This is a genomic window from Candidatus Pantoea floridensis (assembly GCF_900215435.1).
Lineage (GTDB): Bacteria > Pseudomonadota > Gammaproteobacteria > Enterobacterales > Enterobacteriaceae > Pantoea > Pantoea floridensis.
Window position 1 is genome coordinate 730,142 of record NZ_OCMY01000001.1, and the last position, 24,675, is coordinate 754,816.

The window sequence follows — 24,675 nt, forward strand, 5'->3', positions numbered from 1 at the left end:
GGGAGAGTTCTCCCCCCAAGGTTTATCTACCTAACCAGTCCCATTACGGCTCTGGCGTCTGCGAATCCGTCGGCGTCGGCGTTGGGGTTGGCATCGGCGTGTCCGTCGGCGGCGGCGTGTCTGTCGGCGGCGGCGTGTCCGTCGGCGGCGGCGTGTCCGTCGGCGGCGGCGTGTCCGTCGGCGGCGGCGTGTCCGTCGGCGGCGGCGTGTCCGTCGGCGGCGGCGTGTCCGTCGGCGGCGGCGTGTCCGTCGGCGGCGGCGTGTCCGTCGGCGGCGGCGTATCCGTCGGCTTCGGCGTATCCGTCGGCTTCGGCGTGTCCGTCGGCGGCGGCGTGTCCGTCGGCGGCGGCGTGTCCGTCGGCGGCGGCGTATCCGTCGGCGGCGGCGTGTCCGTTGGCTTCGGCGTGTCCGTCGGCTTCGGCGTATCCGTCGGCTTCGGCGTATCCGTCGGCGGCGGCGTGTCCGTTGGCGGCGGCGTAATCGGCGGCCGCGTAATCGGCGGCTCTGTGATCGGCGGCTGCGTAATCGGCGGCTGCGTGATTGGTGGATCAATGATTGGCGGTGGTACCGGCGGATCAATAACAGGCGGCCATACAGGCAAGACTGGCAGTGGAATAGGTAAAGCCATGCCACCCATGATTGCTTTCGGTGACATCAGCCCGCCTACACCTTTAAGCCCTGCTAATGCGCTCAGCCCTAATCCACCGCCAACGGCACCGGCGGCGGCGGCAATGCCTGCACCGGCACAACCCGCCCCATCACCTGGGTTAATCTGAACGATGCCCCCTTCAATGACCACGCGCGATTTACCAATAATTTTGACGGTATCGCCCGACAGTATCAGCTCACCTAAAGTACCCACGCTGACTATTGCACCACCAAACAGCGTGGCGGCGCCCCCAACGGAGGTCATCTGCGCACCACCGACGTTAATCAACTGCGCACCGCCAACGTTGGTCAGGATCGCCCCGCCTACGTTGGTATTAATGGCTCCGCCTACGTTGGTGATGATGGCGCCTTTTACATAATTTTTGACTGTGCAGGCGACGTTCTTTTCAACTGACCCGGTTATGTTGGTGATAACGGTGCCACCAATGTTGGTGTTAACGGCACCGCCAACATTGGTATTGTGCGCACCGCCAATATCCGTCTTAACTGCGCCGGCAACACTCGTTTTATGCATTCCTCCCACAATCATGTTGTAGCCAGAACCAATTTCCATGCTTGCCTGGCTACCGATCAATTTGGAGTAACTGCCCCCCACATTTTTGCTGTAATCGGCCCCAACGATGATGTCACGATTAGCGCCCACCTCAAGGTTGTAATTGGAACCGATAGCATAAGTGGCATTCGCACCTACGTTCTTGGTGTAATCCGTTCCCACCACCAGAGTGCGATTCTTACCGACGCTAATATCAGAATTAACACCGATGGTTTGCGTTTCATCATTCTTGGTCAGGCGATCCATGTCGCGTTCCGCCTGTTCCCAGTACAATTCCTGGCCAGGCTTATCTTCGAAACGCACACCGTTGTAATTACTTTTACCACCACCAATAGTGCGGCTGATAAGCCCACTTTGTGTAGCATTTACCGGAAGATCCCAGGGCGGCATGGTGACGTTGTTATACAAGCTACCGGTGATCATTGGACGATCGGGATCGCCATTGATAAAGTCCACCACCACTTCATGGCCGACGCGTGGAATATAAATACCACCGAAGCTATTACCTGCCCACGCCTGGCTAACGCGCAACCAGCAAGAGTCAGATTCACGGTTAATGCCGTAACGATCCCAGGTAAAACGCACTTTTACCCGGCCATATTCGTCGGTCCAGACTTCTTCACCTGGCGGTCCCACTACAATCGCGTTTTGCGGACCATAAGTACGTGGCTTTGGAACTATCTGGGGATGACGATAGATTTTTGTCGTCGGCTGCACGGTAAATTTGCAGTGAATACTGAACATATCTTTATTGGTGACTTCGTTGATCTCCTGGATGTCCAGTTCACTGGAGATCACCATATATTCGCGGTTGACTTTGTTGACCGGATAACCGACCAGCTCAAAATGCGTTCCGCAAACAATCCCTCTTAACTCGCCACTCCCGACCGCGCGTGAGCCCTTTGATCCACGCTCTTCGGTACGAATACGCGCTAACTGCTCACCAATAGCAGGTTGCTCGTAATCACCAGGCCAGTGGAATACCTCCATCTCATTGAAGCTGGTTTTTCTTGCTTTGACATCAATGGAAAGGATATCGGCGCGCGACTTAGTGAAGTCATAATCGTTGGTTACCCAGCGACCGCTGGTTAACATCTCCTGATGTTCAAATACAGAGATATACTCGGCATCGGCTTTAGGATTTTCAGGCTGATAATCAATAACATGGTAAGCTTCACTTGGGCTGGCTTTGTGTGCACCAACGTGATCCACCAGGATCAACTTATGCTTTTGGTCCTGATGTTCGTAGAACCAATAGATCCCCCACTCTTCCATCAGACGCTCAATAAAATTGAAGTCTGTCTCGCCATACTGGACCTGATAGTCCATCGTCGGATAACTGGTTGTCAGCCGCTTCTCATAAGAGAAGTGGTAGTCAGCCAGCACCTCATCGATAATATCGACCACTGATTTTTGTTGGAAAATTTTGTAGTCAGTGGTTAACGTGGTCAGCCATAGCCAGGGGCGGATAACAATCTCGAAAAGTGCCTGATTGGCATCGCGCCCTTTAAAGCGCGCTTTTTCAACCAATCCTGAAATCTCGCGTTGACCGCGTCCAATCCCGATGAGGTGATCGAGACCGTTTCCATCCAGTTCGATGAAGACGGTCATCTCTTTGCCAATTAACGCCTTGATATCCACATTCGAGGCAGATTGCCATGGAATAAGCGGATTTGCGGGCGTTTTTACCAGCAAGGTATAGCTGTATAAAGTGGAGAAGGTTTCTTCCCCCTTTATTCTATTCAGTACCAGAGCAGGTTCACCCAGTAACATGGGCATCGCTGGACTGCTTAGTGTTATCGTCCTAGACATAGTCATTCCTGATATCAGAAAAGTAACGTTGAGCGCGTTGCACTCAGGTCACCGGGTTAACAACTGCTTTCCGTTGTGATTCAATTATTTTTCCATGCCTGTTCTGCCTCCAGAGCCAGAGAAACTCTGAATCCGAAACGCACTCAGGCCAACTCCTCCATGGCATGACATCAACACATCGTTTCCCTTCCAGCTCAAAATCCGCATCGCATCGCATGTCACTGAGGCGGGTATGAATGTGTGAAAGCTGTGCTGAATTCGATAGTTTTGACCGCCAGCCGGAAGACAAACTCGATGCCACCAAATCACGGCAATCTGCCTCTATTTGTTCGCAAATATGGCGAGGGTTGTCATGTTGCGCTAGCGTGGACAGCGAGCGCATCATCCAAAACGGTAGACTGTCTTCAATTGTCAACAGCCGCACCATCTCTGAGGCCCGAAGCAATACGCAAACGCCATGTGGCGTTTCAGTGTTGTCATCGAATACAAGGGCACCGGTCAGATAATGATCCGCCGATATGCCATCTGCAGACATAACAAAGCACCATGGGTAACGACACAGTTCTGGTTGCGTTAATAACGAAGGTTCTGCAGGAGCAAGCGTCGAAATTAAAGAGGCAACTTCTGCCTTAACCCGCTGCATCTCTCCTTTTTTGCGTTGACTCTTTTCCCCGGAAAGCTCAGGCAAAAAACTCAGCAAATGCGCATGCTGCTTGCTGCGTTTCATCCACATATTTCCTCCCTTATCATCCCGGGCAGCGGAATCCGCGCAACATGCCCTGCAGATTCTGATTGCCATTACCCAGCCCACCAATTTCCAGCTCTACTGGCTTGCCACCCAGTGACCAGCGATAAATTCGACTGTCTGCACCCTGGCTCGTTACGCGTTCGGCGCTGTCCAGCCAATGCATAACCGACCATGCACCGTGGAATGTCAGATCTGGCAGTGCCGATGATGGGAGCCTCTGGCCGGTCATCGTAACGGAAGAGGTCAATCCACCTGATGGCCAGTGAAACGCCATCGGCATGACCGGGCCATGTGAGTAACGCAGCGTCTCTCCGCCAACGCTCAGCATCAGTTGCGCTATGTCCGGAGAGAGGTAGTGCACGCGGGTAGACAAATTCAATGACACTTTGCGTCCATCCGCGTCAAAGAATGCATCACGGACGGCGGCAGCTTGCTGGAAGAAGGAGAGTCCTTCACCGCCGCCATTGCCTTTATAGCGCCATGGGTAAGTTGATGTATCAACCTTGTCGGCCATGTTCTGTTTGAACCAGCTATCAACCACACCATCCACTGCAAAGAAGCGCTCAAAATCATTGAGTGATACCTCTTGCTGGCTTTTAGCAAAGGGATAGCGTCCTTGCAGCGTTTTACGACAAACCTGGCCAATGCCATTATCAATGGCTGTAACACTCAGCTTTACAATGCTCTTTTGGATGCTTTCATTGGAACGTCCCAGCAGAGGCATCAAAATCCCCTTCACTGGCTCAGGCCACGTCCGCGATTCCGCCGCCAGGCGGGAACTATCCATTCCCATAACCGGGATGTCACCCTCATCAAGCGCACTGCTGTAAACCACATAGCGGGTATACTGATCGGTGAGCAGATTCATCAGCCGGTTAAGCCCAACGGTTTGGTTCGGGTTATATCCCGTGCCGTCTTGATCGCCTTTCACGAAAAGTCGTAGTGAACTGAACGGAAAATCAACATATTGATGAATAAGCCGTTGTTCACGGAAATCGACACTGTCTTTTAATCGCGTAGCTTGTTGTACCAGTCGGCCGGTTCTCAGCTCAGTCTGTAAAGCTGTTTGCAGCGTTTTATCCTTGGTTTCCGCCAGAGTCGTCTCACTGACGGCACGTTCCAGCAAACCGCGCAGTGGCGAATTATCTGCGACCAGGGTTCTTAACAGCGATACATCCATACTGAGATTCTGCTGTCCCCCCATCGGTATCAGACGAATACTCGAGAGGAATTGCTGCCACTGATGCGCATATTCCTGCAGATAAAGAATCAGTACCTCATCACGCAGCGTGAGAGGATTTACCACGCGCCCCGTCTTTCCCAGTACCCAACTATCCTCACGCTGTAAGCCGATCAACGACGTAGCGAGCTGCTTCTTTACCAGGTTTCGCCACCCGTCACGGGTGAAAATGCCGGGTACACCCTCAGGCTGATTTTCGATAGCATTTTGCTTAAAAATCATCGGCGCCTGAGGGTCAACCATCGCCTGCAGGGTGACACTTGGCGGTGCTACCAGCTGCAGTTTCTGCTTTAAATGCTGCCAAATTCTGGTGGTTTGCGGGATCTGCACCAGCATATCCCTGGCGCGCTTAACCAGCGGTTGATCGATTGGCGATGATTTTTCTCGCCATCCTTTCGAGGAGAAAAGAGCATTCAGATGACTGTCAAACGTCTCCTGTTCACCATAAGCATCGATCATGCCTGAGGCTTTCCATTGCTGGTTGATCTGGGCAATCAGGAAGCCGGCATCGGCATCTCCCTCACCATTCAGCATGAGGTAAAGCTTCAGCGCATCCCACGCAGCAAGTGGATCATTATCGACTACGGCTTTGTTCAGAGAGATGGCTGCCTGCAACTGCAATTTTGGCAGCAACGCATTCTGTAAAAAGAAGGTGTAGAGTTTGTCCGCACGACGTTCAACGGTGGCAGGTGTGTAAAGACCATAGCGCCAGTTCAGCGGAGGATTACTGATATCCAGCCCCAAATACTGCTTCAATGCCAACGTGCTATACAGGACGCCCGGTAACAGCTGCTGTTCAGGATGATCAACATATTCAACAACTTTTTCAGTCAGTTGAGTCGTACGAACACCAATAGTCGCCAGATAATCGTCATTCAGGTGGAAACTGGTAACAATTCCCCATATCAGCCAGACAGCGAGCATCGTTGCCGCAAGATGGCCTGCGAAGTTCTGCAAGCGATCGCGCGTACGCATGCGCAGGCTGGAACTGACTAAATCACGATCGGCACTGATCACATCACTGAAAAGCTGACGCAGGAAGTAATGTTTTCCCCAGGGAGAGTTATCGATAACTCCGCCCTCTGCTTGTTGAAGACCATATGATGCTGCTGTTTCAGGATATTGATGTTCCACAACATTACGCCAGCGCTGAACAACCGTGTTGTTGTTGAGCAACCCCTTTTCGGCTGGCTGACAGCTACTCATAAAGTAGATGCCACGCAATGTGGTATTGAACTGTGTTTCGTCATAGCGCGATGACAGGAAAATATGCTGCAGCATTTCGGTCACGCCCTGCGCTAATAAACGAAAATCCTGCGGTACGGCATACATCTGTTTGCGATCGGTGACGTCATATTCTTCCAGCTGACGCTGGCAAAGCGTACTACCAAGACGGCTTTCCAACTGAGCCAGCGTTTCGCTGATCTGCTTACCCAGTTCGGCTCCGCTGTCGTGTGATTGACGTTCAAAGGGAAGCGTTACACCAAGAACCTGTTCACGCTCAATCGCTGTGAGATTACGGAAATAGGCGCTAAAACCGGTCAACATATCCATTCGGGTGATATTGACGTATACCGGAAAACGTAATCCCAGAGTTTCTCGCGCCTCGCTGAGCCTTGAGCGTAATGCCGCGGCGATACCGAGGCGCTCAGACTGAGTACGGTGCAAAATATCTTCAACCGAGAGCGTCACAACCACGCCATGAATACTGTGTTTAGGACGGTACTTTTTCAATGCGCCTAAGATGCCACGCCACTCCTGCTGAACATGCTCTGCTTCCTGCAGATATTTACCTGAGGTGTCCAGGAAAAGCGCGTCATTGGTGTAAAGGCACTCAATATTATCGGTAGAAGGATTTTCACGGTCCTGACGATTCAGCTGTTCTGGCAATGGGAAATCGAGTCCCGATGAGAACAGCATGGTGGTTTTACCGGCGTTTTTAGGTCCAATTATCATGAACCACGGTAAGCGTGTTTTACTGTCGCTGAAGCTGAAAAAACGGCGCCACAATGGCAAGGCACGATGAACACGCTGGGTATGTTTCACACCCGCTGCAATGATCTGCGTGATAGCGCTCATGTCTGGTTTAGCTTCTACCGCAGCTGACCTTTTACTCATCAGTGAGTTAAGTAACGCCGGGTTTACAGCCAGCGCCTGCAACAGCCGCCAAAGTCCATACAGCCCCGTCAATACCAGCAGCACAGCAATGACTGCACCGCGGTTTATATTGCTTTTGAGCGGATAGTTTTCCCCAATCATGATATGGGGACCCAGAGTCCAAACCATCGCCATCGCAAAGAGCGAGAGATCTAAAAACAGTGGCAGACGATTCCAGCGCAGAAGCAGCATCACAAACAGCATCACCAACATAATGATGCGGTTTTCAGCACCCGCCCAAGGGGTAGCCTCACCAAAACCAAACCAGGGGCCGAGGTACCAAACCGCCGCCGCCAGCACGCAATAAACAGCGATCAGAGAAAAGCGTCTTAATCCTGTTCCTGAGAAAATTCGATTAAACACTGACATGTTTCATCCATTAATAATTAACTAATATTTCGACGCGACGGTTTTGTGCTCGTCCCTCAGGCGTGGCGTTACTGCCAACGGGCTGACTATCCCCTTTTCCTTCAACTCGAATATTTTCAGCAGGGATGCCGGCCTGTTGCAGCCATTGCGCCACACTGGCAGCGCGTTTTTCCGAGAGGACCTGATTACTCGGAAGGCCAGGCTTATTGATGGGTTGCGAGTCGGTGAAACCGACAATCAGCGTCTTGCCATTTACGCGATGGATCTCTTCAGCCACACGCTTGAGGATACTTTGCATGCTTTCCAGCACATCAAATGTGCCGGTTTTGAACATGCCGTCACCGCGGAATATCACCAGGCTGCGCTCAGGCGTTTCGTCCACAGTAACCAGCTTGCGGGCGATCTCTTCCTTAAGTAATTCGGCTAACCTTAGCTTTCCAACTGCCGGTTCTGGAGGCAGGGTTATGGGTGAACGTGCAGAAGCATCAATGCGAGTGACGATATCGCTAAGCGGGATCATCAAGTGATATTTGGCATAGATAAAACTACCGGCGATCAATACTCCGGCGACAAGCATGGAGATACGGACAGGAACATAAAACTGATAGCGTTTTTTGCCACTGCGCACCGGAACGCCTTGCGGTGACAGAGCCATGCCTCGGTCTTCCCGAGAGCTTTGTAATAGTGTCAATAGACGTTGGCGAATGCGATTAAGTTGGCGCTCACCGTTTTCAATAATGCTATAACGCCCCTCGAAGCCAAGGCCGAGAATAATCAACTGAACTTCAAGAACGTCGGCATATTCCTGAGGTGACATGGACAAGCGGCCCACCAGCAGGAAGAATTTTATGCCGCCATCGTTATCGCCTTCAAAGTGATTAAGCAGGTTGCCTTGCGACCAGTTGACATCTTTACTCCACGAACGCGCCAGAACGGCTTCGTCCAGTGCGGTACACATGCAATAGCGCACAATGGCCATCTTCTTCCAGGAAATATCTGCCTCATCGCAGACGACGCTGAAGAGCGTGATCTCTTTTTTCAGCGTCTCCTTCAGCAAATTAGCTTCATCTTTCCCGTTCACTTTTTCGGGCATTTCGCTTAACGCACGCAGTAATGGCTGCGCCGCTTCAAGTAATGGCAGGGACGCATTTTTAACGCGATTAACCCGCTCATGAATGCTTTCACTTCGCAGACGACTGCTGTCATAACGTTCATTTATTGCGTCATGATTTATCGCCGGATTGGTCTTGAAATCTGAAAAGCTGGTCGATTCATCGAGCAGGAAATGTCCCAACTCCTGGCCGTTACTATCGGTATCCGCCTGGTTATCAAAAAACGTGCTGTTCAGGTTAAAATTGTCATGCTCGCTCATTAGTCACGAATCCCCCACAGTTCCATTTTCAGGTCAGGGAAATCACCGGCAATGTGCAATGCAATAGCGCCGCTACTGGCAATGCGATCCCAGAATGGACCACTCTTAGCCAGTTCAAAGTAAACGTGGCCGGCGCTGTAGGGAATCTGACGCGGAGGGACAGGCAGAGGATGGATTTCCAGGCCAGGCAAGTGCGAACGTACCAGTTCATGCAATTGCTGCGGTGCACTGAATTTTGCCTGAGCCAGGTATTGATGCTGCAGAATATCCATAGGTAGCTGCGCAGATACCGCGACAACCAGATTACTGAAACCGCGCAGTTCATTTGGCAGCACATTCGCCGACCAGACACCGTTACCACGTGATTCCAGCGTGATCATTTGGCCCGCACGCACCAGAATCTGGTTGAGCTGTTCATGAATATCATCAACCAGGGGGCGGATAGAGGCATAAAGGCTAGCGTGCTTGTAGCCTGGCGCCGATCGTGGTCTGCGTGTTTTCACCCGTATAAAGGTAGAAAGTTCGCCCGCAAATTTGGCCAGTTCCTGGTAGAGCATGATGGGTGGTAACTCAGGAATGGTGCGCAGATGGTCGAGCAATGGCTCATATTTATTAAAGATTTGCAGTAAAAGATAATCAACGATTTCTGCACTCGCACTCGCTTTACCGTCACTGTTTGATAATCGCGTTGCCAACATTCCCGCACGCATTTTTACCAGACCGTTCAGATGCGTCAGCCATTCGCTGAGCAGCTGGTTCGCGCCATAACCTGTCACGGGTGGGATGTAATCATCAACATGCAGTAATACGCTGCCATCAGGCTGGATAGCGCGTACGCGCGTCAGCGGTAATCCAATCCACGACTCCGTCATTTCGCTTTCTGACACCAAACGGAGGCGCAACTGCGCCAGCTGCACAGGTTTAGGTCCCTGGTGAATGGCATTGGTATCATTCAGCTCAGCTTCATTGCCGTAAAAACGCGCCAGAGAACCGCTATCGTACTCATCGAAAATAGTTTCATTACTATTATCCAGGCGCAGCGGCACAGCCAAATAAATCATCTTGCCAAGATGTTCAGGTGCGATAGTTAATGGCTGCGGCAGATCGGCATGTCCTGGAATATCAAATGGCGTACCATCCGGCAGAACACCGCTCGCAGCGCGGAGAACCAGTTTTCCATATGAAAGCGCTTCACGATCAATTTCATAAGCTGAAAAACCCCAAAAAAAGGGCGTAAGGGTGAGAGCTCGCTTATGAGAGTAATATTCCAGGTAACGCTCTTGCTGTTGAAAGAGTTGAGGGCGCAGAAAAAGACCTTCACTCCAGACGACTTTTTTTGTTCTCATAATTAATTTACCGGTTTAACTGAAGTTGTCAGATTATTCATTCTGACTTGAATATGAGGCTGCCAAACTTTGTCTCGTTTAAAATAACGTTGAAACCAACTGCGCTTGGGTTTCTCAGGAATAATATAAAGCACCTTCCATTCCGAGTCGGATATGTCTCGATAGGCCGTTATCACACCCAGAGCAGTAACATTTTTAGGCGTCTCAATAACTTTATCTTTTTTCTCACCGGGGACAATCATTGTGTCGTAAATAAGCGAAATCTGACTAGTAAGTTCAGGATCCCTACTCTCAGTAAGAGTAATGAAATCACTGGCCATAAATGCTTGCTGTTGATTCAATTGATACACCGTAATACGAAGAGGGTTTGCTTCTCCTGCGTCATTTTTATTTATAGTGTTGGATGCATCAAAAGTAATTTTTACGGATTCCGTATGTGCACTCGAATCATTATTCGGCGTGCTTTGGCAAGACGTTAGCATACTGGTCATCGATAAAATGATTAACATCGTTAGCCAACGCCGATGGGAGGCGGCAGCATGATGCATTATTTTAGTAATCATTACGTCCTCCTTTAATATGAATAAGTAAAAGTAAAATTAAGGCGAGCGTTCCTTAACCCTGCCACGCTTAATGTGGCAGGGCTTGTAACAAGAACTTAATTAGCTATGCTGGTTTGCTTTTACATCATAAGTCGCAGAGATAACACCAGACTTATGACCTTCAGCATTCTGCATTACATAATCTTCAGTTACTTTGGTGAAGGAGAAGCTAACTTCTTCACGTGGACGAGTTTCGTCTTTATGAGAGCCACCCATTCCAACTTTAGTAATGATTACGTCAGTGAACTTCAGAATCATGTATTCCAGTGGATCGCCACCAGCTTTACGCACGGTGAAAGCGATATTTTTAATATGCTTACCAGTCAGACAGTAGCTCAACAGGTTTGGACTTGCTTTGTCGGTATAATGCTGGAACACGAAGTCAGCAACAGTAGCACGACCAGAACCACCGCCTGAACCGCTGTGCATATTCTTAGGCTGCAATACGTCCCATTTCCATTCCAGAACCTGGATCTCGTTTTTATGAGTAGCATCTAAAGATTCACCTTCGATGCCATCAATTTTAATAAACATATCTTGGGCCATAATTTCCTCTCATGGACTAGTTGTGTATAGATTATTCAATGCGATGCATTGAATGATACGAGACTACTGCACTGAATATATCCAGCACGTATTCTCAATTAATTCAAAGTAATTACATTTACTTTGAGTCTTAAATATTCGATTCAGACATTGTCCTTAATGTCCATTGTCAAACCGAATAGTTAAATCAGGCTCCGCCTTTAACAGAAGGAAGTTTGGCTACCATACGCAGAGATACGGTTAAACCCTCCAACTGGAAATGCGGGCGCAGGAAGAATTTGGCTTGGTAATAGCCAGGGTTGCCTTCAACATCTTCAACAATAACTTCAGCAGCAGCCAGTGGACGGCGAGCTTTAATTTCAATTGAGGAGTTAGACGGATCACCATCGACGTAATTCATTACCCAGTCGTTTAACCAGCGCTGCATATCGTCGCGTTCTTTAAACGTACCGATTTTGTCACGCACAATACATTTCAAATAGTGTGCAAAACGTGAACAAGCGAACAGGTAAGGTAAACGCGCTGAAAGCGTGGCGTTAGCTGTTGCGTCAGCATCATAATACTCTGCTGGCTTCTGCAGTGATTGGGCGCCAATGAAGGCGGCAAAATCGGTATTTTTACGATGCACCAGCGGGATAAAACCGTTTTTAGCCAGTTCAGATTCACGACGGTCTGAGATAGCGATTTCGGTCGGACATTTCATGTCTACGCCGCCATCATCGGTCGGGAAGGTATGGCACGGTAAACCTTCAACTACACCGCCACTCTCAACACCACGAATCATGGTGCACCAGCCGTTCTCTTTAAAGGAACGGTTGATATTTACCGCCATCGCATAGGCAGCATTCGACCAGACATACTTGCTGTGGTTTTCGCCGTCGGTGTTCTCTTCGAAATGGAAGGCTTCAACCGGGTTGGTAACGGTGCCATATGGCAGACGAGCCAGGAAGCGCGGCATTGCCAGGCCAATATAACGAGAATCTTCAGACTGACGCAGACTGTTCCAGGCCGCGTATTCCAGATTCTGAGTAAAGATTTTAGTTAGATCGCGTGGATTAGAAAGTTCCTGCCAGGAATCCATCTGCAATACGTTCGGCGATGCACCTGCAATGAATGGCATGTGTGCAGAAGCGGCCACTTTACCAATCGATGACAGCAGATCCACGTCGGCAGCAGAGTGATCGAAGAAATAGTCCGCCACCATACAGCCGTATGGCTCACCGCCGAGCTGGCCATACTCTTCTTCATAGATCTTTTTGAAGAGTGGGCTTTGATCCCATGATGTCCCTTTATAGCGTCGCATACTGCGGCGTAATTCTTCTTTGGATACATCCATAAAGCGCAGCTTTAACTTTTCATCGGTCTCGGTATTGGTTACCAAGTGATGCAGACCTCGCCAGGCACTTTCCAACGACTGAAACTCTTCATGGTGAAGAACCAGGTTAATTTGCTCTGACAGCTTGCGATCAATTTCGGCAATAATTGAGGCGATACTTTTATAAGCATCGTCAGATACCGTCACCGAGTTTACCAAGGCCTGTTCAGCCAGCGTTCTCACTGCGCCTTCAACTGCAGCTTTGGTCTGTTCGGATTTAACTTTAAACTCTTTATTCAGCAAAGAACTAAATGCACTTGCCTGAGAAGCGGCTTGTGCTGCCGCATTTTGTTTTTCCATCATTCGTGAAGTTGACATCATGTCTCCTTATTTACTCTACGCAGGTTTCGCTTCAGAGCCGTCATTGCTCTTTTTAGGCGCAGAGGCCAGAGAATTTAACAGCGCTTTATCCTGCAGAAGTTTCATCACTAACTCTTCCGCTCCCGCTTTACCGTCCATATAGGTCTGCAGGTTGGCAAGTTGAGTACGTGCTTCTAGTAGTTGGGAAAGAGAATCAACTTTTCGAGCAATTGCATCAGGCTCAAAGTCACTCATACTTTCAAAAGTTACATCAATCATCAGCTGACCTTCACCGGTCAGTGTATTCGGTACCGCAAATGCCACACGTGGACGCATTGCTTTCATACGCTCATCGAAATTATCGATGTCAATTTCCAGGAATTGACGATCGGCAACCAGTGGCAACGGTTCAAGTGGTTTACCCGATAAGTCTGCAAGTACACCCATTACAAATGGAAGTTCAACTTTCTTTTCAGAACCGTATATTTCAACGTCGTATTCAATTTGAACGCGAGGCGCTCGATTTCGCGCAATAAACTTCTGCGAATTATTTTTATTAACCATGATAACCTTTCTGCATTTTATTATTTAAACGTACCCGAATGTTAATCCGGAATCATTAATCACTCATTTCTTACTGCAGTTACTTGTAAGTCAGGTCAATGGTGGAGCGAGTTTGCACAAGCCCCGCACTCACTGCTCCATTACTCTTAGCATAATAACTGGCGATAAAGTTGTGTGTCACTTCATCACCACTTGCAGGAATTAAATACTCCTGAAAGCTGTTATTATCGTCGATACTCAGTTGTGTACCGTCAATTTTCCGCACCCGCACTTGAACATCATTGCTGTAATCGTTGCCGGTGCTATTCACCAGGTTACCCGTCTCACTGTCTGATGTATTTCCACCACTGGTGGTAAAACGCATCTCAATGGTACGGTTAACCGGGCAATTTCTCAGAGAAATAGGGAATTGCGTGCTCCCTACCTCATCTCCACTTTTTTGTAATAATTGCGATGATACCGTGGGCAATACCACCGTTCCTGATTCACCACCATTATTAACGCTAACGTCGCAAGTCTGCGCCAAGAACGTTCCCAAAAAAGTAACTTCAATATTGCAGCTGCCTTTCGTTGAACAACTCTTTGCCGACGCGGCGAAACCAATTAGCAGTAAGGTCATGCCAAGTAAAGGTTGCAGAATGTTTAATGAAGTTTTTCCGCCTAGTTGCGTAAACATGTCACCTCCAGTTGGACCATGCTCAGATCCTCAGAAACAGCCTTATTCACAGGTGCAGCATCTTTCGCTATACATTTAAGCTTCTCTTCACCAACCGTTGCTAATAGCGGCCCTTGCGCCGGATCCCAGCCACGGATAAAGGCTTGACCACCTTGCCCTACCACGCTTTGACTCTTGCCGTTCGCATCCATAAGATCGGTCCCAATAGGCAGGTAACTATGAGAACTGTCGCGTAATGTCAGAATCATTGGGGTCCCGGTGATCGTATTCATCACGACAGGTATTGCGGCACCCTGACGTGGAAAAATGTGTTTCTCGTTGTCCAGAACATCTACAGTGTCGGGCAACCCTTTCGCATCCAACTGGATAACATTCTCACGGTAAGGGTACAGAGAAGGCTGTATGGCATAGCCGAATCGGTTAACTTTTGCCCCCTGACCATTAAGTAACCTTGCTCCCGCAGCTCCTTTCGCCTCAATAATGGCAAAAGGAGCATCATTGATACTTGGCCCAAGTGTGACACCACCTTTATGAGCCACAGCACTACCTCTTAATGAGCCTGCAAACTGCGTGTTAAAATCATTCGCCGTTGCACTCAAGCCAACTTGAGCAATTGATGATTGGTATTGAATATTACCGCTCACCGCTTTATCGTTCGCTCTATTACCTACGTTGGCACCTACACCATATGTCAGCTCCCCCTGGTCACCCTGATAGCCGGAAGCATTAGTCTGGAATGTTGTGCCACTTTGATTACTGTTACTCACTGTGCTGTATAACGAATTAAATAACGGTTTTTGGTTATAATTACCACCAATAGGTATATTAACGGCCAACTGGATAATATTTTCATCATTGCCATTTCCAGCGCGCGAACGCGATCCTGTAATTGAATAGCCAAAACGTCCCAGGGAATGATTAAAGCTTATCGAATATTGGCGCGAATCCGTTTTCCCGCCCCAATAACTGGCTAAACTTCCGCTAAACCATAAAGATTTATTATCGTCAATACGCTGGTTAACACTTGCTGTAAAACGGTTCTGCGTGCGGTAGTTGATGTAAACATTATCCGCCTCACTGCGTTCTTTAATTAATGACGTATTACGAGCCAAAGCCATCTCACGAAAACTATAATAACCTTTGGAAGAGTAACGATAAGCTGCCAGAGTAATGTTAGTATTTGTTGGGTCAAGATATTTGCTGTAATTTACCTGATAACTATTCCCTAAACGCTGAGTGTTATTGGCTAAAACACTACGTGCATTTATGACATCAAAAGAGATCCCACCTATTGGCGTATTGAAAGCCTGGCCCAGACCAAACGCTTTATAGTGTTCACCAATTAATGTTCCGCCATACATGGTCCAGTAATTCATCAAACCGCGATGATACGTCGCCTGAAAGAGATCGGGATGGTCATAAATTTGCTCCTCCTTTAACTGTCCAAGTGCTAGAGAAAACCGTGAAGAACCTTCTCGTAACAGCATGGGCGGAGCAGAAAACGGAATCAATTGCTGCCTGATGCGGCCATCCGCTTCTGTTATCGTCATAGTCAAGTCACCGCCATATCCTATCGCACCAACATCAGTAATGGCGAAAGGCCCTGGGGGAACAATACTTTCATACAGTATTTGCCCACGTTGAGTTACGGTAATCTTGGCATTAGTTTCTGCTACGCCACGTAAAATGGGTGAATAGCTACGCATTTCAGTTGGCAGCATGCGATCATCCGTTTGCAACTGCACACCGCGCATACTGAAGCTATCAAACAATTCACCATTGCTATTAGTTTCACCAACGGTCATCACACTTCTCAACGGTGTAATATCGCGTTGAGCATACGTATAGTTATTCTGTATGGAAGATGGTGATTGATTACTCCAGTTAAAATTAGTTCTTTTTCTTAAGCGCCATTCACCCACGTTGAAGCCTGCAGTCACACCTAAATTAGCAGTGTTATTACTGTTTCCTTTAGCAGCTCCCTGGCTGATTTGCCATAAGTTAGCTGCGTAATCAACAAACCCTGCCGTTTGACCTGATTCCCATAGACTAGGATCAACATAATCATCACTATGATGACGTACATATAGCTGAGGCACTTGTAAGTTGAGTTCAAAGTCACCGCTGTTATATTGGCTAGTTGAACCTTCAATCCATCGGTCAAGCACATAACACTGCTCTGCACCATCTGGTCGCATCAGTAATAGCTGTTTTGCTCTTTTCTCATCCGGCACAATGCCTAGCTGATTCAACTGTAACTGATTGAAACAAGGCTTGGCGTTTGCATCTGAATTTAATTGAACGAAACTTATCTTTAACGAATTTTTCGTTTTTCCATTAACACTTACTGTGACTCGATAAATACCAGGAAATGTAACATTACCCTCAGCAAAACGGGAAATATCAATATTGGAACCATGCAAGAAACCACTATTAAAATTTATTTTTTCCGGAGCAAGCGGACCACCGGAAGTTTGTGGAACTTCCTGCACATTTGTTTGACCTTCAGCAATCAATGGGAAGCAGAGTGCTAATTTAATCAGCACACTGAGCTTCTTTATGTTCCTGCCAGAACTATTCCCTGAATATTTACTCAGCACCACAGTGTAAACTCCTTTTAAGGGGTTTTATAATCCATTAATGAGGTATTGCGGCTAATATTTCATAGATTTAATAATTTAAAGACATCATTTATCGTCTATAAAAAAGGCATTACCTTTTAATTTAAGCTTTTTCTGAATGATCCCACCGAATTCGTTGATATACTGAAAATCCATCGCCGAAATTGATGTCAGCTTAGATTTATTTTCCGGATAAACCACCATTTCTGACTTTGGAGCAATCATTTCCGATGTCATTCTTATTTTTTTATTCTGTGACATCACATTGATAGTATTAAACGAGTAATAATAAGGTGTGGTATTTTTTATTTTTACACCAACACCTTGATTGTTATCAGTTACTAACTCCCATCCCAGCTTGTCGAGTTCGGTTGTAACAGAGCCATTTAGCAACGCCTTCGGACGATAGAAGATCTTTATACGGGTACGAAACGCGACTTCTAACTTCTGCCCTTTGTTGTCATCACTGGCTTTAGGAGGAATTTCTAGTAAGTTAAACCAAAAAAGGGACTCACGATCTTGTGGCAGCGCCATACCGTTATAAATCATACGAATACTTTGCCCTTTATTCGGCTCCACACGGAAGACGGGGGGGGTAACAATAAAAGGTACTTTCGTATTCTGTAAGTCTATCTTAGTATCGCCATCATCAACCCAAACCTGAGCCAGAGCAGGAGTGTCACTTCTATTGATTGTGCGGACATTAACTTCAGTTTGGTCGCCAGGAAAAATAACACGAGTTCCGCTTATCACAATGGATGAAAAAGCTGGTGTAACTGCACTAATTAATAGTGAAGCAAGGAAAATTTTTTTAAGCATAATATTCATCCAAGCGAAAGAATTAATATCATATTGATAATTTTTTCAAAAAAAGTGGTGCCCCTATAGGGCAACCACTCTAATTGTTCTTATTTATATGCCAATGAGTACATCACGTGAGCCTGTACGTTACCAGCGGTAGAAGTACCGGTAGCATAATAACCTGCGGTATAAGTTGTAGTGGCAGAGTTTGTGGTATTGTCAATTGGGAAGTAGTTACCTGTTTCACCAAGTTTAATAACACTATTGTTGCCGCCGTAGTTGTATAAACGAATCTGAACATTTGTGGCCGGATCGGTTACAGACGCGTTAGTCAAGTTGCCAGTTGCTGCATCAAAACCGGAGCTGCCAATCGCTTCAAAGTGGACTGCCACCATTGTTGGATCATTAGGATCAACAGGAGTTGCAGGAGCAGGACAATTGACAACACCGATAGTGAAATTGGTCGTACCTGCAGTGTCTTTATCATTAGCCAATGACGAGGCATTCACAGTTGGTAAAGTCACCGTTTTATCTTCGTCACCAGGGCGAATTTCACAGGTCGATGAAATAACTTTACCTACAAAATTAATCTTACCGCTAGATACTGCTGCTGCATTACCTGCTGCGATCAAAGCCAAAATTGCAACTGAAGTTTTCAACATGCGCATTATTACTATCCTCAAATAGATATTCCGTTAAAATTAAAACTACTTTGACATCCCATGTCAGGTATCACCTGAGCAATGAAATATTTTTTCTGAGCTATGATGACGCGTTTGCTAATGTCACCACATACTGATCACTTATTCTGTCTAAGGTAATGAGATTGTTTTTCAGCTTCGCGTGATGAGCCAAAATTTCCTTACCTAGTAGCGTTGTGATAGTTTGCTCAATAATTCGAATAATCAGACGAGCCCCTGTTTCTGCAACTCGGCACTGTGAAACCACATGTGCAACAACAGCATCGGTATAATGCAATTCACACTGATATTGCGTTGTTACACGATGTTGAATACGAGCAAGGTGCAGTCTGACAATTTTATCTAATGAACTTTGTTGCAGCGGTAAATAAGGCACCACATTGACTCGGCCCAAAAATGCCGCCGGGAATACCTTCAATAATTCCGGCTGCAATGCGGCTAATAAGCCTTCCTGATCCGGTGCAGTCTCTTCATCTGCATACAGTTGGCTGATCAATTCGCTTCCGGTGTTGCTGGTTAGCAGCAATACCGTGTTTTTGAAATCAATGCTGCGTCCTTCACCATCTTCCATCTGGCCTTTATCAAAGACCTGGTAGAAAAGTTCATGAACATCTGGGTGCGCTTTTTCTACTTCATCCAGCAGCACCACGCTATAAGGTCGACGGCGCACAGCCTCCGTTAACACCCCACCCTCGCCGTATCCGACATAGCCAGGAGGTGAGCCTTTTAACGAAGAGATGGTATGCGACTCTTGATACTCGCTCATGTTTACGCTGATCAAATTCTGATCGCCGCCATACATGCTTTCCGCAATCGCCAGTGCAGTTTCGGTTTTACCGACACCTGATGGCCCCACCAGCATAAACACGCCTAGTGGTTTTCTTGGATCAGCCAGTCCTGCGCGAGCCGTCATAATGCAGTCGCTAAGTTGATCCAGAGCGGCGGATTGTCCAATCACGCGCTGATTAAGACGCGCAGGCAACTCCATCACTTTTTTGAGTTCATCTTTCAGCATCTGGCCTACGGGAATTCCCGTCCAGTCGCCAACGATGTGCGCAATGACCTCTTCATTAACCTCAGCCTGAACCATTTGCTCATCAGCCGAGATTAGTCTCAGATTTTTTTCTTCGTACTGAAGCTGTTCACGGAATATGGCCAGCTCAACTGAGCTTTCTTCTTCCTGCGACAGAGACTGGGCAATCTGCTGACGTAGCGCCACAATACGGTTGACAGTCTCACGCTCGTTCTGCCAACGCTTCTCAAGTGCCTCACCTGATTCAGCCCACTCATTTAAAGAAGCGGTCAGCGAGTTCATTCGCTCTGAAGCGTCGCGACCAAACTGATGAGCTTTCTCTAAAGATTTAAGCTCTGTTCGTGCGGTTTCCTGCTGCCATACCAATTTCTGCAGCTCGGCTGGGGCGGCAAATTGCGCTACCGCGATACGGGCACAGGCGGTATCCAGCAAGCTGATCGCTTTGTCGGGTAGCTGACGCGCCGGAATGTAACGGTGCGACAACTTGACTGCAGCCTGTACGGCTTCGTCGGTGATCCAAACCCCGTGATGTTTTTCCAGCGCCGGCACGAGCCCACGCAGCATCGACATCGCCACTTCCTCATCAGGTTCACTCACCTGCAACACCTGGAAGCGACGAGTCAATGCCGGATCTTTTTCTATATGCCGCTTATATTCACTCCAGGTGGTTGCGCCAATGGTTCGCAGCTGACCGCGTGCCAGCGCGGGTTTAAGTAAATTTGCCGCATCACCCGTCCCGGCATTTCCGCCCGCTCCAACAAGGGTATGAATTTCATCTATAAAAAGAATCACGGGCTGCACTGAGGCCATCGCCTCATCAATGACAGCTTTCAGGCGTGCCTCAAACTCGCCTTTCATACTCGCACCCGCTGAGAGTGCGACAACATCCAGCGTTAATAAGCGTACTTCTTCAAGCGCAGGGGGAACGGCGCCTGACACTATCGCTTGTGCCAGCCCTTCAACGACAGCCGTTTTACCCACGCCTGCATCACCCGTCAGTAACGGATTGTTCTGGCGACGACGTAACAGGATGTCGATCATGGTGGTAATTTCCTGGTTACGCCCAAGAACAGGATCGATTTTTCCTTCACGCGCCAGTGACGTCAGATCTGTGGTGTATTGCGCTAACGAAGCAGTGCTGCTCTGCCCCATCGCCTGACTCGCTTCGCCCGGCATGGAGCCTTCATAAAATGCGGTGCCATCACTCGCATCTTCCGTTGCTTCTGGCGACTCACGAGTAATGTATTTCAGATCACTACTCAGCACGTCTAGCGCGACTTTATCGAGCACGGGAGCAATGCCCAGCAACGTGCGACGAAGTTCCATATTACTCAGAAGTGCGAGGACTAAATGGCCGCTACGAATGCGGTTATCGAGGCATTCGAGGCTTGCACATACCCATGCGCGTTCAATCGCTAGCTCAATGTGATATGAGAAATCCGAAATTGAGCTGGCTCCCGTTGGCAGGCGCCCCAGAGCCTGGGCAATCCCGCGCTCAACTTGTTCACCATCAATATCGAAGTAACGGACAATATGCTTAATATCGTTATCATCGCTATGCCAAAGCTGATTTATCCAATGAACTAGCTCAACATATGGATTACCGCGCAATTTGCAAAAGGTGGTTGCGCTCTCAATAGTGGCGAATAAGGTTTTATCCAGCTTTCCAAATAAGTTCTTTCTGATAATAGCCACGTTTGTCACCTTTAACTCTATTTTAAGTGGATGAACCACTTTGTTATGTTGTTATGCTATCTGTGTGTAGTGAAGTGCAATCCCTAAGCACTCAATGCGAAGAAATTTATCTCCATAAACTATTTTTGTGAAGACCTAAAATGCACATTAGGAATAAAATCAACAAAATTCCTATGTGCTAAAATTATCACAAAAGATGAAAGCTCACGTTGAAAACGCTATTTAAACCTGAAGGCAAAACATTAAAGTCACTAACAAAAATAACTAACACTCATTAAAAATGATCAATAAAATCAATTACATAAAAGATAATCATCTATTACTTTTATTTTTATAATATTGCAAAGAGAAAAGACCAATAAGCATAAACCTACAAATTCGTAATCCATCGACTATTTCATTCGCCAAATTAATCCTTAGAATAAATTCACTCTAAGGTGGGTATTAAACTAATAAAAATAATGAACTCTTCACGGAGTGAGACAGACCAGTTTAATGAAAAGATTACACACAAGATAAAAACGCTGGCTGTCCTATCTAAACCGTCAAGACAGTAATTCAGAGAACGCAAATGGAACATAATTTTCTCGATTATTACAACAAAGAGCTTACGTTCATGCGTGAGATGTCGCGTGAATTTGCTACGCAGCATCCTAAAATAGCCAAACGTCTTGGCATGCATGGTATTGAAGTCGCCGATCCTTTTGTCGAGCGCTTAATTGAAGCCTTTTGCTTTATGTCGGCGCGTACGCAAATTAAGTTGGATGCTGAATTTCCCCTCTTTACACGTCGACTGCTGGATATTGTTTACCCGAACTATACGGCGCCTACTCCTTCAATGGGTGTTGTGCAGTTGCAACCCAGCCTGAAAGAAGGCGATCTCACTCAAGGTTATACCGTTCCCCGCAATAGCGCTTTTCTCACGCCAATTGCGCCAGGAGAAGTTACGCGGTGTGAGTTTCGAAGTGGCCAGGACGTCCAGCTATGGCCCTTTGAAGTCACAGATGCACGCCTGACCAGTCTGCCACCTGATATGCCCTCACTTGAGCGCCATCGAATTTCGGCGCAGCGACTTAAAGAAACGCTCCGCATCAAGCTAAAACTGCCTGCGGGTTTGTCCTTCTCGCAGCTCGAAGGGCTTGATCGTCTGCCGATCTATATCAATGGTGATGAACGTGTGGTGTCACATATCTTCGAGTTGCTGTATAGCAACCACGTTGCCACTATTCTTCGCGGTAAACATGATGGCCAGGTACATGATACCGTCATCAGCAAAGATGCATTGAGCTTCGATAGCCTGAAACCCGAGCAGAGCTTATTGCCTGTCGCATGGAACATGTTCCATGGTCACAATCTGGTACATGAGTACTTCTCCTGCCGTCAGCGTTTTTACTTTTTTACCGTTACGCAACTGGCCGCGGCGGCGAAGTACAACACTTCAGATGAAATGGAAATCATTTTCCTGCTTGATCGCCAGTCACAAGCGCTGGCCAGCCATGTCACGGCATCACGCTTTTTACTGCATTGCACCCCGGTGATTAATCTGCTGCCACGCCGCATGGATAAGTTGGAAATCAATCGCAAACTGAATGAATTTCACGTGCTACCCGATCGGAGTCGGCCACTGGATTTTGAAATTTATTCCATTGAAAAAGTATTTGGTCAAAAGGCTGAAACAAGTCAGGAGATCAACTTCAATCCTCTTTTCCAAACCCGCCATAGCGATAAAGGCAACTACGGCCGCTATTTTTCGACCATCAGGAAAAATCACACGGGTAAGCGCAACACGCGTAAATACGATACCCGTACCGCGTATGCCGGCACTGAGGTGTTCCTGTCATTAGTTGATCAGCAGAACGCGCCCTTTAGCGATGATATTCGATACCTTTCCATTGAAGCATTGGTGACAAACCGCGATTTACCTCGCCTGATTACGGCAGACGGCAATTTCACACTCACGATGACTGAATCGGCTCCTGTCAGCGGTGCTCGTTTTCTGTTTCAGCCAAGTGCACCTCGCCCACCATTTGCTAAAGGTGAATCGGCCTGGCGCCTGATCAGGCAACTTAGCTACAACTATCTCCCTCTCTCAGATATGCCTCACAGTGAAGGGGGCGAAGCGATGCGTAACATGCTTCGCTTGTTTGTTAACAGCGCGGACCATGAAGCAAATACCCAGATTGATGCGTTGGTAGGGTGCAAAAGTGAACCGGTTATTCGTCGTTTACCGGGCAATGGCCTGTTGGTATATGGCCGGGGGATTCGCTGTTCACTGACTATTGATGAAGAGGGCTTCTCCGGCATTAGCCCCTATTTGTTCGGCATGATCATGGAAAACTATCTGGCGCGTCATGCCGCCATAAATGTTTTCACAGAAACCGAATTGCTGACGATGCAACGTGGCCGAATTGGTCTCTGGCAACCGCGTCACGGTCGCAGGGGAGTGTTGTAATGCCTGCAGAGCATCCGGCTCCACTCCCTTTGGGGCTTGAAAATTGGTTTGATGAGTCCAAACCCTGGGATAGCGGTTTTATCAGTTTAATGCGGACCCTGGCAGCGCGTTCACCTGAACTGCCCGCTCCCGGTACGTCTGCGCTGCCCGATAATGAAAATTTCATCATTGGCCAGTCACCACATATGGTGTTTGCCCCACGAGAAATTGAAAGCGTTAGTCAGCAAGATGATAAGACACACCTGAAGTTGTTTAGCCTGGGGATCTGGGGACCGCAGGGTGCAATGCCGCTCCATCAGACCGAAATGGCCTACATACGGAATGAACAGCATGATACGACGCTAACGAATTTCGTAGACCTTTTTCATCATCGTGCGCTTTCCAAACTCTACCGGGCATGGGCTGTTTCTCAGGACACTGCGGCACTTGATCGCCCACATGAGGAACGCTTTTCGTTTTATACCGGCAGCCTGATGGGTATCGATCCTCAGGAGCTAGCAGAAAGTGTCCTGCCACAGCACCCTCGTCTCTCCGCAGCCTCGCACCTTGTGCGTGAAGCGCGTAATCCTGAAGGTTTGCTCGGCGCACTGAATTACTACTTTGGACTGCCGGTTCAAATCAGAGAATACGTCGGCCAATGGATAACGCTACAGCGTGACGATCAAACTCAACTGGGCTTTGGTCAGGAGAGTGCACTGCTCGGTGATGGCGCCATGCTCGGTGATACCGTCCTGGATCGTCAGCATAAGTTTCAGCTCATTTTTGGCCCACTGACGTTGAAACAATACATCCGCTTTAGCCCATGGGGTCAGGATTTACCGGTGCTGTGTGAATGGATTCGGCAGTTCGTCGGTTTTGAATATGCATGGGAAGTCAGCCTGGTGCTCAATGCCAGCGACGTACCCTGCGCAACCCTCGGCGATGCCTACCAGCTCGGTTACACCAGCTGGCTTGAACGCGAAAACCACGATTCGCCACTGCCAGGAATGAGTTTTGAACCGGAGACGTATCACAATGCTTCATGAAGCAGGACCTGATCTGAA

General features: G+C 48.0%; 16 protein-coding genes. 2 read left to right on the forward strand and 14 right to left on the reverse strand.

The features are described from left to right. Nucleotides 1-43: 43 nt before the first annotated feature. From CRO19_RS03550 to tssH, 14 genes are all read right to left on the reverse strand, one after another. Entirely contained in the window at nucleotides 44-3,034 is a 2,991-nt protein-coding gene (locus tag CRO19_RS03550) for a type VI secretion system Vgr family protein (protein WP_176519123.1), read from the reverse strand. Nucleotides 3,035-3,077: 43 nt separating this feature from the next. Further along, complete coding sequence (locus CRO19_RS03555; RefSeq protein WP_099686951.1) at nucleotides 3,078-3,761, reverse strand: hypothetical protein; 684 nt, start codon at nucleotides 3,759-3,761, stop codon at nucleotides 3,078-3,080. Nucleotides 3,762-3,780: 19 nt separating this feature from the next. Beyond that, nucleotides 3,781-7,548 carry a type VI secretion system membrane subunit TssM gene (gene tssM, locus CRO19_RS03560; RefSeq protein WP_097094630.1) on the reverse strand — a complete coding sequence of 1,256 codons (3,768 nt, stop codon included), beginning with the start codon at nucleotides 7,546-7,548 and terminating at the stop codon, nucleotides 3,781-3,783. Between the two features lie 10 nt (nucleotides 7,549-7,558). Beyond that, nucleotides 7,559-8,920, reverse strand: a complete 1,362-nt coding sequence (gene tssL, locus CRO19_RS03565) for a type VI secretion system protein TssL, long form (RefSeq protein ID WP_097094631.1) — start codon at nucleotides 8,918-8,920, stop codon at nucleotides 7,559-7,561. Further along, nucleotides 8,920-10,266, reverse strand: coding sequence for a type VI secretion system baseplate subunit TssK (gene tssK / locus CRO19_RS03570; protein WP_097094632.1), 1,347 nt, complete (start codon nucleotides 10,264-10,266; stop codon nucleotides 8,920-8,922). Before tssK ends, tssL begins: the two co-directional genes overlap by 1 nt. A gap of 2 nt (nucleotides 10,267-10,268) precedes the next feature. Beyond that, nucleotides 10,269-10,829, reverse strand: a complete 561-nt coding sequence (gene tssJ, locus CRO19_RS03575; protein WP_097094633.1) for a type VI secretion system lipoprotein TssJ — start codon at nucleotides 10,827-10,829, stop codon at nucleotides 10,269-10,271. 99 nt (nucleotides 10,830-10,928) lie between these two features. Beyond that, the gene (locus CRO19_RS03580; RefSeq protein WP_097094634.1) at nucleotides 10,929-11,414 is read right to left on the reverse strand and encodes an Hcp family type VI secretion system effector; all 486 of its coding nucleotides are present in this window, start codon (nucleotides 11,412-11,414) and stop codon (nucleotides 10,929-10,931) included. Nucleotides 11,415-11,601: 187 nt separating this feature from the next. Then, a complete protein-coding gene (gene tssC, locus CRO19_RS03585) occupies nucleotides 11,602-13,107 on the reverse strand; it encodes a type VI secretion system contractile sheath large subunit (protein WP_097094635.1) in 1,506 nt (501 codons plus the stop codon). 18 nt (nucleotides 13,108-13,125) lie between these two features. After that, nucleotides 13,126-13,653, reverse strand: a complete 528-nt coding sequence (gene tssB / locus CRO19_RS03590) for a type VI secretion system contractile sheath small subunit (RefSeq protein WP_097094636.1) — start codon at nucleotides 13,651-13,653, stop codon at nucleotides 13,126-13,128. 79 nt (nucleotides 13,654-13,732) lie between these two features. After that, the gene (locus CRO19_RS03595; RefSeq protein ID WP_320204458.1) at nucleotides 13,733-14,329 is read right to left on the reverse strand and encodes a fimbrial protein; all 597 of its coding nucleotides are present in this window, start codon (nucleotides 14,327-14,329) and stop codon (nucleotides 13,733-13,735) included. After that, nucleotides 14,314-16,932 (reverse strand): fimbria/pilus outer membrane usher protein, encoded by a 2,619-nt coding sequence (locus CRO19_RS03600; RefSeq protein ID WP_320204459.1) that lies wholly within the window; start codon nucleotides 16,930-16,932, stop codon nucleotides 14,314-14,316. The genes CRO19_RS03595 and CRO19_RS03600 overlap by 16 nt, the downstream gene beginning before the upstream one ends. Nucleotides 16,933-17,016: 84 nt before the next feature. Next, nucleotides 17,017-17,769, reverse strand: coding sequence for a fimbrial biogenesis chaperone (locus CRO19_RS03605; protein WP_097094637.1), 753 nt, complete (start codon nucleotides 17,767-17,769; stop codon nucleotides 17,017-17,019). Between the two features lie 89 nt (nucleotides 17,770-17,858). Then, a complete protein-coding gene (locus CRO19_RS03610; protein ID WP_097094638.1) occupies nucleotides 17,859-18,419 on the reverse strand; it encodes a fimbrial protein in 561 nt (186 codons plus the stop codon). A 94-nt stretch (nucleotides 18,420-18,513) separates the two neighbouring features. Beyond that, nucleotides 18,514-21,180, reverse strand: coding sequence for a type VI secretion system ATPase TssH (gene tssH / locus CRO19_RS03615; protein WP_097094639.1), 2,667 nt, complete (start codon nucleotides 21,178-21,180; stop codon nucleotides 18,514-18,516). Nucleotides 21,181-21,751: 571 nt separating this feature from the next. On the opposite strand from tssH, the gene tssF reads away from it, so the two are divergent. Then, nucleotides 21,752-23,632, forward strand: a complete 1,881-nt coding sequence (gene tssF / locus CRO19_RS03620; protein ID WP_097094640.1) for a type VI secretion system baseplate subunit TssF — start codon at nucleotides 21,752-21,754, stop codon at nucleotides 23,630-23,632. After that, nucleotides 23,632-24,657, forward strand: coding sequence for a type VI secretion system baseplate subunit TssG (tssG, locus tag CRO19_RS03625; protein WP_097094641.1), 1,026 nt, complete (start codon nucleotides 23,632-23,634; stop codon nucleotides 24,655-24,657). Before tssF ends, tssG begins: the two co-directional genes overlap by 1 nt. Nucleotides 24,658-24,675 lie beyond the last annotated feature (18 nt).

What these genes read in the sequence shown, in the direction of transcription:
- tssF (WP_097094640.1), top strand. Translation starts at nt 21,752, where the DNA reads ATGGAACATAATTTTCTCGATTATTACAACAAAGAGCTTACGTTCATG.
- tssK (WP_097094632.1), bottom strand. Translation starts at nt 10,266, where the DNA reads ATGAGAACAAAAAAAGTCGTCTGGAGTGAAGGTCTTTTTCTGCGCCCT.
- tssL (WP_097094631.1), bottom strand. Translation starts at nt 8,920, where the DNA reads ATGAGCGAGCATGACAATTTTAACCTGAACAGCACGTTTTTTGATAAC.
- tssJ (WP_097094633.1), bottom strand. Translation starts at nt 10,829, where the DNA reads ATGATTACTAAAATAATGCATCATGCTGCCGCCTCCCATCGGCGTTGG.
- CRO19_RS03580 (WP_097094634.1), bottom strand. Translation starts at nt 11,414, where the DNA reads ATGGCCCAAGATATGTTTATTAAAATTGATGGCATCGAAGGTGAATCT.
- CRO19_RS03595 (WP_320204458.1), bottom strand. Translation starts at nt 14,329, where the DNA reads ATGTTTACGCAACTAGGCGGAAAAACTTCATTAAACATTCTGCAACCT.
- tssC (WP_097094635.1), bottom strand. Translation starts at nt 13,107, where the DNA reads ATGTCAACTTCACGAATGATGGAAAAACAAAATGCGGCAGCACAAGCC.
- CRO19_RS03610 (WP_097094638.1), bottom strand. Translation starts at nt 18,419, where the DNA reads ATGCGCATGTTGAAAACTTCAGTTGCAATTTTGGCTTTGATCGCAGCA.
- CRO19_RS03605 (WP_097094637.1), bottom strand. Translation starts at nt 17,769, where the DNA reads ATGCTTAAAAAAATTTTCCTTGCTTCACTATTAATTAGTGCAGTTACA.
- tssG (WP_097094641.1), top strand. Translation starts at nt 23,632, where the DNA reads ATGCCTGCAGAGCATCCGGCTCCACTCCCTTTGGGGCTTGAAAATTGG.
- tssB (WP_097094636.1), bottom strand. Translation starts at nt 13,653, where the DNA reads ATGGTTAATAAAAATAATTCGCAGAAGTTTATTGCGCGAAATCGAGCG.
- CRO19_RS03555 (WP_099686951.1), bottom strand. Translation starts at nt 3,761, where the DNA reads ATGAAACGCAGCAAGCAGCATGCGCATTTGCTGAGTTTTTTGCCTGAG.
- CRO19_RS03550 (WP_176519123.1), bottom strand. Translation starts at nt 3,034, where the DNA reads ATGTCTAGGACGATAACACTAAGCAGTCCAGCGATGCCCATGTTACTG.
- tssM (WP_097094630.1), bottom strand. Translation starts at nt 7,548, where the DNA reads ATGTCAGTGTTTAATCGAATTTTCTCAGGAACAGGATTAAGACGCTTT.